Raw genomic sequence first — 15,108 nt, 5'->3', positions numbered from 1 at the left:
TCAGGTGCGGAGGCTCAGCGGTGCGCCGGGCGGCTCAGGCGAGCCGCCCGGCCGGGGCGGCGGGAACCGCATCGAGGAAGGCCGGCGGGTTGAAGCCCTCACGTCGGTAGGCGTCGGCCACGGCGGCGGCCACGTCGTGGACGGCGTCGGCGTCCACCAGGGCGATCGCCGAGCCGCCGAACCCGCCTCCGGTCATGCGTGCCCCGTGGGCGCCGGCGGCGCGGGCCGCCTCCACGGCCACGTCCAGCTCGGGGCAGGTGCACTCGTAGTCCACGCGCAGTGACTCGTGCGAGGCGTCCATGAGCCTGCCCGCCTCGGCGAGCTTCTCGCCGCGCAGGGGGCGCCCGTCCTGCAGGAGCGCCACGAGCCGGCGGGTGCGGTCGATCTCGGTGACGACGTGGCGGGTGCGCTTGACCAGTTCATCGGCGTCGTCGCCGTCGGTGGCCGAGAGCCGCTCCAGGGCGCCGGGCAGGTCTTCGATCGCGATGTCCGCCAGGAGCTCCACTCCGAGGATCTCAGCGGCGCGCTCGCAGGCGGCTCGCCTGGCCCCGTACTGGCCGTCGTCCAGGGAGTGCTTGGCCTTGGTGTCGATGACCAGGAGGGCCAGGCCCTCGGCGGCCAGGTCGAAGGGCACGTGGGTCACCGAGCCGTCGCGGCAGTCCAGCTCCAGGGCGTGGCCCTCGCGGCAGCGCAGGGAGGCCGACTGGTCCATGCCGCCGGTGGGGGCCCCGGCCATCTCGTTCTCCGTGCGCACGCAGTTGGCCACCAGGCGGGCGCGCCCGGCGTCGTCGGGCTCCTGCGCAGTCCCGGCCAGGCCCAGGTGCGCGACCTCGTCAATGGCGACGGCCGCCGAGCACTCCAGAGCCGCCGAGGAGGACAGCCCGCCTCCCAAGGGCACGTAGGAGACGAGGGCGGCGTCGAAGCCGGGCAGGTTCTCAAAGCCGTCGCGCTCCAGGGACCAGGCGACGCCGGCGATGTAGGAGGCCCAGTGCTTCACCTCCCCGGGGGTGCCCTTCGGGCCGATCGTGTCGAGGTCCATGACGTCGACCTTCTCCCGGGTCTGGGGGGAGACCAGGCGCACGACGCGGTCCTCGCGGCGCCGCAGCGCCAGGTGCGCCCGGTGGGGCAGGGCGATGGGCAGGGCCAGGCCGCCGTTGTAGTCGGTGTGCTCGCCAATGATGTTGACGCGCCCAGGGGCGTACCAGACCCCGTCGGGCTCGGCCTCGAAGACCTCGCGGAACAGGGCGGTGGCGGCCTCGGCGCCCTCCTTAGGGCTCAGTGCAGGGGCGAAGACGGGAGCATCGTTGGTCATCGTGGTCTCCTGTGACGGGTTGTTGGGTGAGTGAGCGGACAGGCTGTGGAAGAGGCGGGGTCGGTGGGGGAGGGGTCAGGTGGCGATGGTCAGGTGGGTGCCGGCCTGTTGCAGGGCGTCGACGCTCTCGGCGTCGGGCTCGGTCTCGGTCACCAGGACCCCGATGTCCCGGGTGGCGCAGAAGGAGCGCAGCCCCAGCACTCCCCACTTGGAGGAGTCAAGCGTGGCCACCACCGTGCGCCCGGCGGCGACCAGCGCCTGGTTGGCGGAGGCCTCCTGCAGGTTGGGGGTCATGAGCCCGGCCTCGGGAGTGAAGCCGTGGGCGCCTAGGAAGACCCACTCCACGCGCATCGTGCGCAGCGCGTCGACCGCCACCAGCCCCACCAGGGCGTTCGACGGCGTGCGCTCACCGCCGGTGATGACCACCGTGGGGGCGTCGCGGTTCTCGGCGCGGGCGGCGTCGGCGGCGTCGAAGAGAACCTGCGCGGCGGGCAGCGAGTTCGTGATGACGGTCAGGGTGGGGAAGTGCTCCAGCTCGGTCAGGGCCTGGGCGAGTGCCAATGTGGTGGTCCCGGCCGACAGCGCCAGGGAGTCCCCGGGGCGGACCATGGCGGCCGCGGCCTGGCCGATGCGGCGCTTGGCCTCCAGGTTGAGGGTCGACTTGGCGGTGAACCGCGGCTCGAGGGTGGTGGGGCCGGCCGCCACCGCCCCGCCGTGGACGCGCTCGACCAGGCCCTGGGTGACGAGCTCGGTGATGTCACGTCGCACGGTCATCTCGGAGATCCCCAGCTCCTCGACGATGTCGGCCACCCGGACCCCGCCGGTGGCCGCGACCCGCTCCAGGATGTGCTCCTGGCGCTGACGAGCGAGCATTGGGGCCGGGCGGGGCGATCCGACGGTGGAGGCTGACAGGCCGGGTTGCATGAGGCCAGTCTGCCAGACCTCGGCGCCGAAAACGACATGTTCGCACGTTCCCGCACAGAGTCGCACAGCGAGAGGAGTGCCGCTGTTCCACCCGTTCGGTCGGTCATGGCACACTTATCCCGCTCGTGCCGCTCGCCCGGCTGGGATAACAGGGGCGTGACACGGTAATGTGTTCGAGTCACCCTCGTGGTCATGCGTTCTCCGGACGCAAGAACTCACATCAACCCGACCAGCCAGTCATCCCGTAGGAGCTCAGGAGTCATGCAGATCCCCGCACCAGACGCGCACCAGTGCGTCATCGGTGTGGCCATCGCCCTGCCCTCCCACTACGCCGCCCAGGTGCGAGCGGTGCGAGAGGCCGCCGGGGATCCTCTCGCCGAGGTCGTGCCGCCTCATATCACGCTGCTGCCGCCCACGGCCGTCGACGTCGACTCCCTCGAGGAGGTCAGGCGGCACCTGCGCGACGTGGCTGCTGGGACGAGTCCCTTCGAGGTGCGTTTGGATGAGGTCGGTACCTTCCGGCCCGTCAGCCCCGTGGTCTACCTCGGTCTGCGCAGTGGTGCCGAGGAGTGCGACCGTCTTCAGGCGCGGGTGCGCGACCGTCGGGGACCCCTGGCCCGTTCGCTCAGCTTCCCTTTCCACCCGCACGTGACTCTGGCTCACGAGGTCGCCGAGGACGGCCTCGACACCGCGGCGAGGAAGGGCGCGGGCCTGACCATGGACTTCACCGTCACCGAGCTTCATCTCTACCGCCATCGCGGCCGGCCCGCCGACCACAGCGGCAGCCGGTGCTCGGCTTCGGAGGAGGGCTGGGACGTGGTGGCCTCCTTCGCCTTCGGCGGCTCCCTCGCCTCCGGCGCCCCCGCTGGTAGTCAGGCTCCGGTGGTCCCGACGGCTCCGGTGGTCTCGGTGTGATCGAACGCGTCAAGGCGTTGCTGGCCGCCGGGCGGCGCACACGGGTGGGCCGGGCCCTGGTCCGTTACGGCACGGCGCGCGGCGCACTCATGGCCGGAGGGATCGCCTACACCGGCATGTTCTCGGTCTTCGCCGTGCTCGCCATCGGCGTGAGCATGCTCATGGCGATGCTCGGTCAGCACCCCACCATTCGGGCTGCCGTCGTGGACTCCATCAACTCTCTGCTGCCCGGTGTCATCGACACCGGCGACGGCAAGGGGCTGGTCTCGGTCAAGCAGCTGACGCTCTCCTCGGCGCTCAACCTGGGATCGGTGCTGGCGGCCGGGGCCTTCATCTACTCCGTCATCAGCCTCATGGGCACTCTCAAGATCGCCCTGCGGGCCATGTTCGGGCTGGTCAATCCCGTCATGAGGCCGGTGATCGGGCAGCTGGCGAATATCGCGGGGTTCCTCGTCATCGTGGCCGGAGTGCTGGTGACCGCCGTCGCCTCGGTGGTGACGACGACGCTGTCGGGCAGTGTCGGTCGGACCCTGGGGCTGCCGCAGTCGTTGACCGGAACCGGGGCGTGGGTGACGACGCTCCTGCTCTCCTTCCTCATCGACACCGGTGTCCTGGCGCTGCTCATCACCATGTGCGGCATCCGCCCTCCCCGACGCGACCTGCTGCAGGGCTGCATGCTGGGCGCCTTCGCTCTGGGTGTGCTGCGCCAGGTGGGAACCGGGGCGGTCGGCTCGGTGACGCGCAACCCGCTGCTGGCCTCCTTCGCCGCCATCGCCGTCCTCATCCTGTGGCTGCACCTGACCAGCCGCGTCGTACTGCTCGTGGCGGCCTGGATGGCCAACCCGCCGCTGCCCCGCGACGTCGACCACCCCGACGAGGTCCACGCCCACGAGCGCCCCAACTACGTGACGCTCTCCGTGCCCGAGACCCTGACCTGGCCCCGCCAGTCCATCACCGGCAGCCTCGAGGCGGACCCGACGGCGCACCCCGACTACGTCCCCCCGGTGCCGATCCCGTGAGGATTGAGCCTCGGTGCGGCCTTGAGCCTGACCTGGTGAACAGACAGCGGGCCAGGGCGATAGCCTGTGGTGGTGACTGACACTCCTGGCAACCCTGGTAACCCCGGCGGCTCCACTCGGGTCGCACATCCCAGCGGCTCGACACCCTGCGACGGCTCAACTCCGGCCATTCACGCCATCATCCCCGCCGGCGGCGCGGGCACCCGGCTGTGGCCGCTCAGCCGACGCAGGCGCCCCAAGTTCCTCCTCGATCTCACCGGGGCCGGCCGCAGCCTCCTGCAGGACACCGTCGAGCGCCTGGCCCCCCTGACCGCCACCACGACGGTCGTCACCGGAGTCGCCCACATCGCCGCCGTCGCCGACCAGCTCCCGGGCATCCCGCGCGACAACCTCCTGGCCGAGCCCTCCCCGCGCGACTCCATGGCGGCCATCGGTCTGGCCGCCGCCGTCATCGCCCACCGCCACGGGCGAGACGCCGTCGTCGGATCCTTCGCCGCCGACCACACCGTGGCCGACCGGGCCGCCTTCGCCGACGCCGTCCGCCAGGCCGCCTGCCTGGCCGAGCAGGGATGGGTGGTCACCATCGGGATCGAGGCCACCGGCCCCTCGACCGCCTTCGGCTACATCCACGCCGGCGACCCCACCGACGTGCCCGGAGCCCCCGACGGACGCCGGGTCCTGGGCTTCACCGAGAAGCCCGACGCCGACACCGCCGCCGCCTACCTGGCCACCGGCGACTACCGCTGGAACGCAGGCATGTTCGTGGTCCGCGCCGGCGTCCTCCTGGACCACCTCGCCGAGCTCAGACCCCAGCTGGCCCAGGGCATCGAGGACATCGCCGCCGCCTGGGACGCCCCCGAGCGCGAGGAGGTCCTGGCTGAGCGCTGGCCCGCCCTGGAGAAGATCGCCATCGACCACGCCATCGCCGAGCCGGTGGCCGCCGCCGGGGGAGTGGCCACCGTGCCGGTCTCCATGGGCTGGAACGACGTCGGCGGCTTCGACGCCCTGACCGACCTCGTCCCGCCGCGCACCCAGGGGCCGGCCACCGGTGTCGGCGTCCTCGACGACGTCGACGGCTCTGCCGGCGACGCCGCCCCCGTTGCCCCTCGCGCAGAGATCCGGGCCCTCGACTCCGACGGTGCCCTCGTCGCCTCCACCTGCGGACGCACGGTCGTGCTCCTGGGGGTGCCGGGCACCGTCGTCGTCGACACTCCCGACGCCCTCCTGGTCACCACCCCTGAGCGCGCCCAGGACGTCAAGGGCGTCGTCGACGCCCTCAAGGCGGCCGGCCGAGAGGACCTGCTCTAGCCGAACCACTGCGCTAGGGACCGTCTTGTCCCCTCGACTTCTGAGACACTCACGCGCTCGCGATTCCGGGATAGGGCTGGTTACCCCGAGGGTGATGGTGGGCTGCCTTGAACATCGACTCAGCAGGGTTCTTGCGGCGCAGCCTGACGCCCTCACCCCAGGTCCGACTCCACTGGCCCCGGCTTGGCGCCTGCTCGGGGCCTGGAGGTCGTGGTCCGACGTCGGCTCGGGCCCGGGCCTTCTCAGAGCCGCCCTACTCCACGAGGGTCGGGATCTACTGGTCATGGGTTGTGCGTACTGCACGAAGGCCCTACCTACCTGGAGTACCCCCATCCCTCCTCCAGTAGCACCCGGGCCTCGTGCATTGCAACCAGACGACGCCGGACGCCACCCGAGCTGCTACGAGCAGCCTCGCCGGCCCCTGTCGGCGAGGCACGCGGTGGCAGTCGGGCCCGGCCAGCCGACCCTTTGAGGGGCCCGGCGCCGGAAGAAGACAGTCCTCCGGCGCTGGGCCCCTCGTCGAAACCACGACGATCACGAGATCATCTGGGTGGAACAGGTGGTGTGATAATGAGAGGTTTTCACCTATCCTTAACACTCGAATGTGTCCCCCGTCGCACGTGAGAACCACGGAGGTTTCCATGAAGAAGGCCTGCTCCGCGATGACACTCGGCGCGGCCGTGGCCCTGGTCCTGGCCGCCTGCGGGACGCCGCCGGCGCAGCGGCCCACCCGCAACCTGGAGGGCGCCAAGGACTTCACCGCCTGCATGCTCTCCGATGAGGGCGGATTCGACGACCACTCCTTCAACGAGTCCGGCAAGAAGGGCCTGGACCGGGCCGGCAGGGAGCTGGGAGTCAAGACCATCGCCGTGCAGTCGGAAAGCTCGGCCGACTACGCCACCAACATCTACGCGCTCATCCAGCAGAACTGCAAGCTCGTCATCGGCGTCGGCTTCAACATCGCCGCCGACCTCACCGAGTCGGCCAAGGCCAACCCCGACATCCAGTTCGCCCTCATCGACGCCTCCTTCATCGGCGCCGACGGAAAGCCCGCCACCCTGCCCAACACCAAGCCGCTGCTGTTCAAGACGGCCGAGGCCGCCTACCTGGCCGGATACGCCGCCGCCGGCACCTCCCGCACCGGGGTCGTGGGCACCTACGGCGGCAAGCCCCTGCCCACCGTCCAGATCTTCATGGACGGCTTCGCCAAAGGCGTGGCCCGCTACAACCAGGACACCGGCGCCCAGGTCCAGGTCAAGGGCTGGGACACCACCACCGGCAAGGGCGGCTCCTTCGTCGGCAACTTCACCGACGCCGCCAAAGGCCAGGCCATCACCGAGCAGTTCATCTCCCAGGGCGCGGACGTCATCATGCCGGTGGCCGGCCCCGTCGGCCAGGGCACGCTGTCCTCCGTGCGCCAGAAGAACGACGCCGGAGGCACCAACGCCGTCATCTGGGTCGACTCCGACGGCTACACCTCCACCGGCGACGGCAGCATCATCATGACCTCCGTGGTCAAGGAGATCGGCAACTCGGTCTTCGACACCGTCAAGAACGCCTCCGAGGGGAGATTCTCCTCCGAGCCCTACATCGGAACCCTCAAGAACAACGGGGTGGCCGCCGCACCCTTCCACGACTTCGACTCCCGGGTACCGGCGCCGGTCAAGGCCAGGCTCGAGGAGCTGCGAGGCCAGATCATCGACGGGACCCTCGACGTCTCCACCCCCTATGACCCCTCCTGAACGCCCGGCCGGGGCCGGCGCCCCGAGCCTCCACCGCCACCCGGAAGCGAGCCTGTTGTGAAGCTTGAGCTGCGCGGGATCACGAAGGCCTTCGGGCCGCTCGTGGCCAACGACCACATCGACTTAACCGTCGAACCCGGCCAGATACACGCCCTCCTGGGCGAGAACGGCGCGGGCAAGTCCACACTCATGAACGTCCTCTACGGCCTCCACCAGCCCGACGCCGGAGAGATCCTCATCGACGATGAGCCCGTCACCTTCTCCGGTCCGGGCGACGCCGTGGCCGCAGGCATCGGCATGGTCCACCAGCACTTCATGCTCGTGCCCGTCTTCACCGTGGCCGAGTCCGTCGCCCTGGGCTACGAGCCGGTCGGGCCGCTGGGGATCCTCAACGCCGGCGCCGCCGCGGCCAAGGTCACTGAGATCTCCCGCCGTTTCGGCTTCGACGTCGACCCCGACGCCCTCATCGAGGACCTGCCCGTGGGCGTCCAGCAGCGCGTGGAGATCATCAAGGCCCTGGCCAGAGACGCCAAGGTCCTCATCCTCGACGAACCCACCGCCGTGCTCACCCCGCAGGAGACCGACGAGCTCATCGCCATCATGCGCGAGCTCAAGGACTCGGGCACCTCCATCGTCTTCATCACCCATAAGCTGCGCGAGATCCGCGAGGTCGCCGACACCATCACCGTCATCCGCCGCGGCCGCGTCGTCGGCACCGCAGAGCCCACCGCCTCGGCCCCCGAGCTCGCCGGCCTCATGGTCGGCCACGACGTCTCCCTGACCGTCGACAAGCCCCCGGCCGCCCCCGGGGGCGACGGGCTCGCCCTGGAGGGCATCAGCCTCATCGAGGACGGCACCGCCCTGCTTCAGGACATCGACCTGCACGTGCGATCCGGCGAGATCCTCGCCATTGCAGGTGTCCAGGGCAACGGTCAGACCGAGCTGAGCGAGGTCATCCTCGGGCTGCGAGCGCCCACCGCCGGCTCCATCGCCTTCGACGGCCAGGACGTCACCGGCCACACGGTGCGCCGCCGCCTGCGAGCCGGACTGGGCTTCGTACCCGAGGACCGCACCACCGACGGCATGGTCGCCGAGCTCTCCGTCGCCGAGAACATGGTCCTGGACCGCTACGACGACCCCTCCCTGGGGCGGGGCCCGTCACTGTCCCCGACGCGCGTGCGCCACGCCGCCCACCGGATGCGCGAGGAGTTCGACGTGCGCGTCACCGACGTCGACGACGCCATCTCCACCCTCTCGGGAGGCAACCAGCAGAAGACCATCCTCGCCCGCGAGCTCTCCCGGCCACTCAAGGTCCTCGTCGCCTCCCAGCCCACCCGCGGCCTGGACGTGGGCTCCATCGAGTTCGTCCACCAGCGCATCGTCGCCGAGCGGAACACCGGCACCGCCGTCCTCATCATCTCCTCCGAGCTCGACGAGATCTACGCCCTGGCCGACCGGATCGCCGTCATGTACCGCGGACGGATCGTCGGCACCGTCCCGGCCGACACCGCCCGCGACGCCCTGGGCCTCATGATGGCCGGCACCCCCGCCGAACAGGCCCTCGACCCTCAGGAGCAGACACGATGAGCACCCCCACCACCGGCTCCAGCACCGAAGCAACCCCGAGGCCCCCGTCCGAGGACGAGGACCGCCCCGAGAAACGGACCGAGAGAGGCCTGAGCGGCCAGTCGGGCAGTCGGCCTGCAGGCCAGGCCGCCCTGCTGCGGCAGGTCGCCTCCTCACCGGCCGTTGTCGGGCTGCTCGCGGTCCTGACCGCCCTGATCCTCAGCTCGATCCTCATCCTCGCGGCCGACTCCGAGGTGCGCTACACCGCCACCTACCTGTTCAACCGCCCCGGCGACTTCCTCCACGCCACCGCCTCCACCCTGAGCGAGGCCTACAGCTCCCTGCTGCGCGGTGCTGTCTTCGACTGGCGCGCCACCACGGGCGTGCGCATGATCCGACCCATCACCGACACCCTGACCAACGCCACCCCGCTCATCATCGCCGGGCTCGGCATGGCGGTGGCCTTCCGCGCAGGCCTGTTCAACATCGGCGGCCAGGGGCAGATGATCCTCGGGGCGATCACCGCCTGCTACGTGGGCATCGCCTGGAACCTGCCACCGGTGGCCCACCTGCTGCTGGCCGTCGTCGGGGCGGCCCTGGGTGGACTGGTGTGGGGCGGCATCGCCGGCGTCCTCAAGGCCCGCACCGGAGCCAACGAGGTGATCGTGACGATCATGCTCAACTCCATCGCCGCCCACCTGCTGTCCCAGGTGCTCAGCCTCAAGGCCTTCAACGGTGAGGGAGAGACCGGCAACCGCAAGTCCCTGACCGTGGCGGATGCCGCCCAGTACCCCTCGCTGGCCGGTGACTCCTTCCGCCTCCACGCCGGTTTCCTCCTGGCCCTGCTGGTCGCCGTGGCCGTGTGGTGGCTCATGGAGCGCTCCCGCCTCGGCTTCCAGCTGCGGGCCACCGGACTCAACGCCGACGCCGCCCGCACCGCCGGCATGAGCGTGCCATGGGTGACGAGCCTGGTCATGATGATCTCCGGCGCCCTGTGCGGGCTGGCCGCCACCGCGCCGGTCCTGGGCACCCAGAAGAGCATGGACGAGTCGGTCGTGGGAACCATCGGCTTCGACGCCATCACGGTGGCACTCCTGGGACGCTCCCGCCCCCTGGGGACCGTGCTGGCCGGCCTGCTCTTCGGGGCGCTGCGCGCCGGGGGCACCGCCATGCAGGCCGCTCCGGGCACCCACATCAAGATCGTCCTGGTCCTGCAGTCCACGATCGTGCTGTTCATCGCCGCGCCGCCCCTGATCCGGGCCATCTTCCGGCTCCCGGAGCGCCGAGAGCCCCTCGGCGCCACCTCCCCGTCCCCCGCCTCAGTACCGGCCGCAGCCCCGGCCGCTCCCGCCGCGAAGGAGGCCTGAGCCATGAGCGCATCAACCGCTTCCGCCGACTCTCACGCCGCGACCGCACCGGATGCGTCCGCGCCCGCGGCGCTCGCGCCCATGGATCTGAAGATCCCGATCACCGGCGTCGTCGCGCTCCTCCTGCAGGGGCTCATGGCCCTGGGGGCCCGCGGCTCGACCACCTTCGACCTGACCGCCTCCTCCGACCTCTTCAGGCTCGGCGCCCCCGAGCTCAACGCGCGCCTGGTCATCCTCGCCGCCGCCGGGATCGTCGCGGCGGCCACCGCCGTCGCCTTCGACCGCTCCCGGCGCCGCACCAGGATCCCGACCTGGGCCGCCGCCCTCATCGGCATCGGATTCGTCCTGGCCTTCCTGGCCTGGGCCGGGGCCGGACGCAGCGGCGTCATCCCCCTGGTGACCATCCTGTCCTCCGCGCTGGGACTGAGCGTCCCCCTCGTCTACGGCTCACTGGCCGGGATCATCGGGGAGCGCTCGGGCACCATCAACATCGCCATCGAGGGCCAGCTCCTGGGCGGGGCCTTCCTGGGGGCCGTCGTCGCCTCGGCCTGCTCCAACCCCTGGGTGGGGATCCTGGCCGCACCCGTCGCCGGAGTCCTCGTGGCCCTCCTGCTGGCCCTGTTCGGACTGCGCTACCGGGTCAACCAGATCGTCGTCGGCGTCGTCCTCAACGTCCTGGTCTCCGGGCTCACCGGCTTCCTGTTCTCCACCTTCCTGTCCTCCAGCCCCAGCCTCAACCGGGCCCTGCGCCTGCCCACCCTGACGGTGCCGCTGCTGTCCCGGATCCCAATCATCGGGCCGGTCCTCTTCCGCCAGACGATCCTCGTCTACCTCATGTACGCGGCCGTAGCGGTCCTGTCCGTCATGCTCTTCCGCTCCCGGTGGGGACTGAGGCTGCGGGCCTGCGGTGAGCACCCCAAGGCCGCCGACACCGTCGGCATCAACGTCATGCGCACCCGCGTGACCAACCTGGCCCTGGCCGGGGCGCTCGCGGGACTGGGAGGGGCCTTCTTCACCGTCGGATCGGGCCTGTCCTTCGAGAACGACATGACCGCCGGCAACGGCTACATCGCCCTGGCCGCCATGATCCTGGGCGCCTGGCGGCCCCTGGGCTCCCTGGGGGCGGCCCTGCTCTTCGGCTTCGCCACCTCCGTGGCCCAGACCCTGCCGGTCATCGGCAGCTCGGTCTCACCGGACATCATCTCCATGATCCCCTACATCGTCACGATCCTGGCGGTGGCCGGATTCGTGGGCAAGGTGCGTGCCCCGGCCGCCGAGGGGGTGCCCTACCCGTGAGCAGCATCGCGCCCACCGAACTGACCGACGCCCACTGGCAGGCCCTGCACGAGCTCGCCGTGGAGGCCATGACCCACGCCTACGCCCCCTACTCCCGCTTCAAGGTCGGCGCCGCCGCCCTGGTCGACGACGGCCGACTCGTCTCGGGATGCAACGTGGAGAACGCCGGCTACGGCGTCACCCTGTGCGCCGAGTGCGGCCTCGTCTCCGAGCTCACCCGCACCGGGGGAGGGCGCCTGGTCGCCTTCGCCTGCGTGGACGCCCACGGCCGGGCCCTCGCGCCGTGCGGGCGCTGCCGCCAGCTCCTGAGCGAGCACGCCGCCGACGGTATGGTGCTGGCCATGCCCTCAGGGATGATGAGCATCGACGAGGTCCTGCCCGACCGCTTCACCGCCGACGACGTCGAACGCGTCGTCGGCCAGCAGACCTGAGGGCCGGCTGACCAGTAGCCACAGATGGAGGAGAACCCCGTGACCGTCCCCGCCACGCCGGTCGTCGAGCCCTTCGACGCCGTCGACGTCATCGCCGCCAAGCGCGACGGCGCCACCCTGAGCGACGCCCAGATCGACTGGGTCGTGGACGCCTACACCCGCGGCGCCGTCGCCGAGGAGCAGATGAGCGCCCTGGCCATGGCCATCTACCTGCGCGGCATGAGCCGGGCCGAGATCGCCCGCTGGACCGACGCCATGATCGCCTCCGGGGAACGCATGGACTTCTCCGGCCTGCCCCGCCCCACGGCTGACAAGCACTCCACCGGGGGAGTGGGGGACAAGATCACCCTGCCGCTGGCGCCGCTCGTGGCCGTCTTCGGAGTGAGCGTCCCCCAGCTGTCCGGACGCGGGCTCGGGCACACCGGCGGGACCCTGGACAAGCTGGAGTCCATCCCCGGCTGGCGGGCCGACCTCACGGGCGAGGAGATCCTGGCGATGCTCGGCGCCGACGGTCCCGGAGCCGTCATCTGCGCCGCCGGGGCGGGCCTGGCCCCCGCCGACAAGCGCCTCTACGCCCTGCGCGACACCACCGCCACCGTCTCCTGCGTCCCCCTCATCGCCTCCTCGATCATGTCCAAGAAGATCGCCGAGGGCACCGGCGCCCTCGTCCTGGACGTCAAGGTCGGCTCGGGCGCCTTCATGAAGGAGCTCGGCCAGGCCCGCGAGCTCGCCTCCACCATGGTGGCCCTGGGCACCGACGCTGGCGTGACCACCCGCGCCCTGCTCACCGACATGTCCACCCCGCTCGGGCGCACCGCCGGCAACGCCCTCGAGGTCGCCGAGTCCCTCGAGGTGCTCGTCGGCGGGGGACCGGCCGACGTCGTCGACCTCACCGTGGCTCTGGCCCTGGAGATGTGCGCCGCTGCCGGTAGACCCGTGGAGGAGGATGAGGCCCGTGCCGCCCTGGCCGACGGACGCGCCATGGACATCTGGCGCGACATGATCTCCCGCCAGGGAGGCGACCCGGACGCGCCCCTGCCCCAGGCGCCCGAGACCGAGACCGTCACCGCCCCGGCCGACGGGGTCCTCACCACCCTGGACGCCCTCGCCATCGGGGTGGCCGCCTGGCGCCTCGGGGCCGGACGGGCCCGCAAGGAGGACCCGGTCCAGGCCGTCGCCGGCGTCACCATGCACGCCAAACCGGGAGACAAGGTACGTGCCGGCCAACCACTGCTCACCCTGCACACCGCCACACCCGAGCGCTTCACCCGCGCCCGGCAGGCGCTCGCCGGCGGCATCGTCATCTCCGAGGCTGACTCCCCGCAGGCGGCCGACGCCGTGGCCCGCCGTCAGCGCGGCGTCATCCTGGAGCGCATCGGATGACCGCGCCCCGGCAGGTGGGGCCGGCCATCGTCGCCCGAGCCGTCAACTCCCGGCTGCGGGTGGGCCGCCTCACCCAGGCTGGCCAGGCCATCACCCTCACCCAGACTGACGCCACCACCTGCGGGCCCACCTGCCTCCTGGCCGCCCGCCTGCTCCTGGCGCCCGGCGAGCGCGCAGCCGTGACGAGCGACCTCGCCCAGGAGATGGCCGCCGCGCCACTCGGCCGGGAGGGCAAGCAGCTGGTCTCCGTCCTGTCCCGCCAGCAGGTGCGTCTCCAACGGGCCATGAATATCCGCGGCCTGGGGATCCTGCCCTGGCCGAAGGCACTCGGCTCCACACCCTGGTCCGTGGCCCGGCAAATGACCGAGATCGCGAGCGCCTGCACCCCGGGCAGCGGGCGCCGTCGTTACACGGTGAGGTGGGTGAGCGACCACGGCCCCGCCTGGGGCAGTGAGGTCGCCTCGATCCGTGAGGCGCTGGCAGGCGGGCTCCCGGTCATCCTGGTCACCGGCGGTCCACTCGTCCTCGACGACGCCGAGAGCGAGCCCACGGCGAGGACGAGGCTGCGCGCGTCCCTGGCCCGGACCCCGGCCGTGCCCCGCCACTACGTCCTGGCCCTGCCCTGGCATGCCATCGGGCAGGACGACCCCGGTAAGGGGCGCGCGCACATCTACGAGCCCTCCAGCGGCGCCGTGCGAGCCCTCGACCTGACCGCCCCGCGCGATCCGCACCGCCCCGGCCCCCGCGAACTCGGCAACTGGCCCCGCGTCCTCGCCGTCATCGCGCCCGAGAACTGACCGCATAGAGTATTATCCTGTTTCGAGGGATGGAAAAGGTTCTGCCGTCCTGAAAGGCGGGCGCGTGTTCTCTTCTACGTTTCGGTGAGGGCGGTGCCTGATGATGACTGTCAGCCATGATGTGCATCTCTGGGATGTTCAGCGAGCCGCGGCGATCATGATCTTCGCCGTCGGAGTACTCGGGGCGGTCGCTGTCCTGTCCGTTCCCTTCAGTATTGGCCTGTGCGGTCTGCGCGGGCTGTGGATCCCTGCAGTTCTCCTCATCCCGCTCGCCCTGCAGGCGTGGGCGCTTCGTGTCCTCCGGCGGGCCGAGTCGGCTTTGCCCGGATGAAACTGGTCAGGCCATGATGGGTGAACGCTCTTGAAAGGACTCCCATGACCACGCGAACCCAGGTCGCCCGCCTCATCGACCACACCCTCCTCAAGCCCGAGGCCACCACCGCCCAGGTCGACGCGCTCATCGCCGAGGCCGCCGCCCTGGGCGCCTACAGCGTGTGCGTCTCCCCGAGCCTCCTCCCGCTGAACCTGCCCGACGGACTGCACCTGGCCACCGTCTGCGGCTTCCCCTCCGGCGCCCACGCCACTGCCGTCAAGGCCGCTGAGGCCGCCGACGCCATCGCCAAGGGTGCCGAGGAGATCGACATGGTCGTCAACCTCCGCCTCGTCAAGGAGGGCGACATCGACGCCGTCGAAGCCGACATCCGCGGTGTGCGCGAGGCCTGCCGGGGTGCCGTCCTCAAGGTCATCATCGAGTCCGCGGCCCTCACCGATGAGGAGATCGTCTCCACCTGCCGCGCCGCCGAGGCCGCCGGAGCCGACTTCGTCAAGACCTCCACCGGCTTCCATCCCGCCGGAGGAGCCTCCACCCATGCCGTCGCCCTCATGCGCACCACCGTCGGAGACCGCCTCGGCGTTAAGGCCTCCGGCGGCATCCGCACCGCCGCCGACGCCCTCGCCATGGTCGAAGCTGGAGCTAACCGCCTGGGGCTGTCCACCTCCGCCGCCGTCCTCGAGGGACTGGACGACTGAGGCGCCCATGCCCGGCTGA

The 15,108-nt window shown here is 71.2% G+C and carries 13 protein-coding genes; 11 read left to right on the top strand and 2 right to left on the bottom strand.

The annotated features are described in order from the left end of the window. Nucleotides 1–34 precede the first annotated feature (34 nt). Complete coding sequence (galK, locus tag HMPREF2883_RS06890) at nucleotides 35–1,312, bottom strand: galactokinase (RefSeq protein WP_070660134.1); 1,278 nt, start codon at nucleotides 1,310–1,312, stop codon at nucleotides 35–37. Between the two features lie 75 nt (nucleotides 1,313–1,387). Beyond that, the gene (locus HMPREF2883_RS06885; protein WP_070660130.1) at nucleotides 1,388–2,185 is read right to left on the bottom strand and encodes a DeoR/GlpR family DNA-binding transcription regulator; all 798 of its coding nucleotides are present in this window, start codon (nucleotides 2,183–2,185) and stop codon (nucleotides 1,388–1,390) included. Between the two features lie 312 nt (nucleotides 2,186–2,497). On the opposite strand from HMPREF2883_RS06885, the gene HMPREF2883_RS06880 reads away from it, so the two are divergent. The 11 genes from HMPREF2883_RS06880 (at nucleotide 2,498) to deoC (ending at nucleotide 15,089) form a co-directional block, all read left to right on the top strand. Continuing rightward, entirely contained in the window at nucleotides 2,498–3,151 is a 654-nt protein-coding gene (locus HMPREF2883_RS06880; RefSeq protein WP_070660127.1) for a 2'-5' RNA ligase family protein, read from the top strand. Further along, entirely contained in the window at nucleotides 3,148–4,170 is a 1,023-nt protein-coding gene (locus HMPREF2883_RS06875) for a YihY/virulence factor BrkB family protein (RefSeq protein ID WP_070660124.1), read from the top strand. Before HMPREF2883_RS06880 ends, HMPREF2883_RS06875 begins: the two co-directional genes overlap by 4 nt. 72 nt (nucleotides 4,171–4,242) lie before the next feature. Then, nucleotides 4,243–5,478 carry a mannose-1-phosphate guanylyltransferase gene (locus HMPREF2883_RS06870; protein ID WP_371080500.1) on the top strand — a complete coding sequence of 412 codons (1,236 nt, stop codon included), beginning with the start codon at nucleotides 4,243–4,245 and terminating at the stop codon, nucleotides 5,476–5,478. A 641-nt stretch (nucleotides 5,479–6,119) separates the two neighbouring features. Further along, nucleotides 6,120–7,220: a BMP family lipoprotein gene (locus tag HMPREF2883_RS06865; RefSeq protein ID WP_070660121.1), complete on the top strand. Its 1,101-nt coding sequence runs from the start codon at nucleotides 6,120–6,122 to the stop codon at nucleotides 7,218–7,220. Between the two features lie 57 nt (nucleotides 7,221–7,277). Further along, nucleotides 7,278–8,807, top strand: a complete 1,530-nt coding sequence (locus tag HMPREF2883_RS06860) for an ABC transporter ATP-binding protein (RefSeq protein ID WP_070660120.1) — start codon at nucleotides 7,278–7,280, stop codon at nucleotides 8,805–8,807. Continuing rightward, nucleotides 8,804–10,153: an ABC transporter permease gene (locus tag HMPREF2883_RS06855; protein ID WP_070660116.1), complete on the top strand. Its 1,350-nt coding sequence runs from the start codon at nucleotides 8,804–8,806 to the stop codon at nucleotides 10,151–10,153. The genes HMPREF2883_RS06860 and HMPREF2883_RS06855 overlap by 4 nt, the downstream gene beginning before the upstream one ends. Before the next feature lie 3 nt (nucleotides 10,154–10,156). Next, nucleotides 10,157–11,449, top strand: a complete 1,293-nt coding sequence (locus HMPREF2883_RS06850; RefSeq protein ID WP_070660113.1) for an ABC transporter permease — start codon at nucleotides 10,157–10,159, stop codon at nucleotides 11,447–11,449. Beyond that, nucleotides 11,446–11,880 carry a cytidine deaminase gene (locus HMPREF2883_RS06845; RefSeq protein ID WP_070660110.1) on the top strand — a complete coding sequence of 145 codons (435 nt, stop codon included), beginning with the start codon at nucleotides 11,446–11,448 and terminating at the stop codon, nucleotides 11,878–11,880. Before HMPREF2883_RS06850 ends, HMPREF2883_RS06845 begins: the two co-directional genes overlap by 4 nt. 39 nt (nucleotides 11,881–11,919) lie before the next feature. Then, nucleotides 11,920–13,263 carry a thymidine phosphorylase gene (locus tag HMPREF2883_RS06840; protein ID WP_070660195.1) on the top strand — a complete coding sequence of 448 codons (1,344 nt, stop codon included), beginning with the start codon at nucleotides 11,920–11,922 and terminating at the stop codon, nucleotides 13,261–13,263. Beyond that, the gene (locus tag HMPREF2883_RS06835; protein WP_070660108.1) at nucleotides 13,260–14,060 is read left to right on the top strand and encodes a hypothetical protein; all 801 of its coding nucleotides are present in this window, start codon (nucleotides 13,260–13,262) and stop codon (nucleotides 14,058–14,060) included. The genes HMPREF2883_RS06840 and HMPREF2883_RS06835 overlap by 4 nt, the downstream gene beginning before the upstream one ends. A 375-nt stretch (nucleotides 14,061–14,435) precedes the next feature. Beyond that, on the top strand, nucleotides 14,436–15,089 hold the full coding sequence (gene deoC / locus HMPREF2883_RS06825) for a deoxyribose-phosphate aldolase (protein WP_070660103.1): 654 nt from the start codon (nucleotides 14,436–14,438) through the stop codon (nucleotides 15,087–15,089). Nucleotides 15,090–15,108: the final 19 nt, after the last annotated feature.

Source organism: Actinomyces sp. HMSC075C01, from assembly GCF_001812965.1.
Taxonomy (GTDB): Bacteria; Actinomycetota; Actinomycetes; order Actinomycetales; family Actinomycetaceae; genus Actinomyces; species Actinomyces acetigenes.
This window is presented reverse-complemented; position numbering and strand designations above follow the sequence as displayed.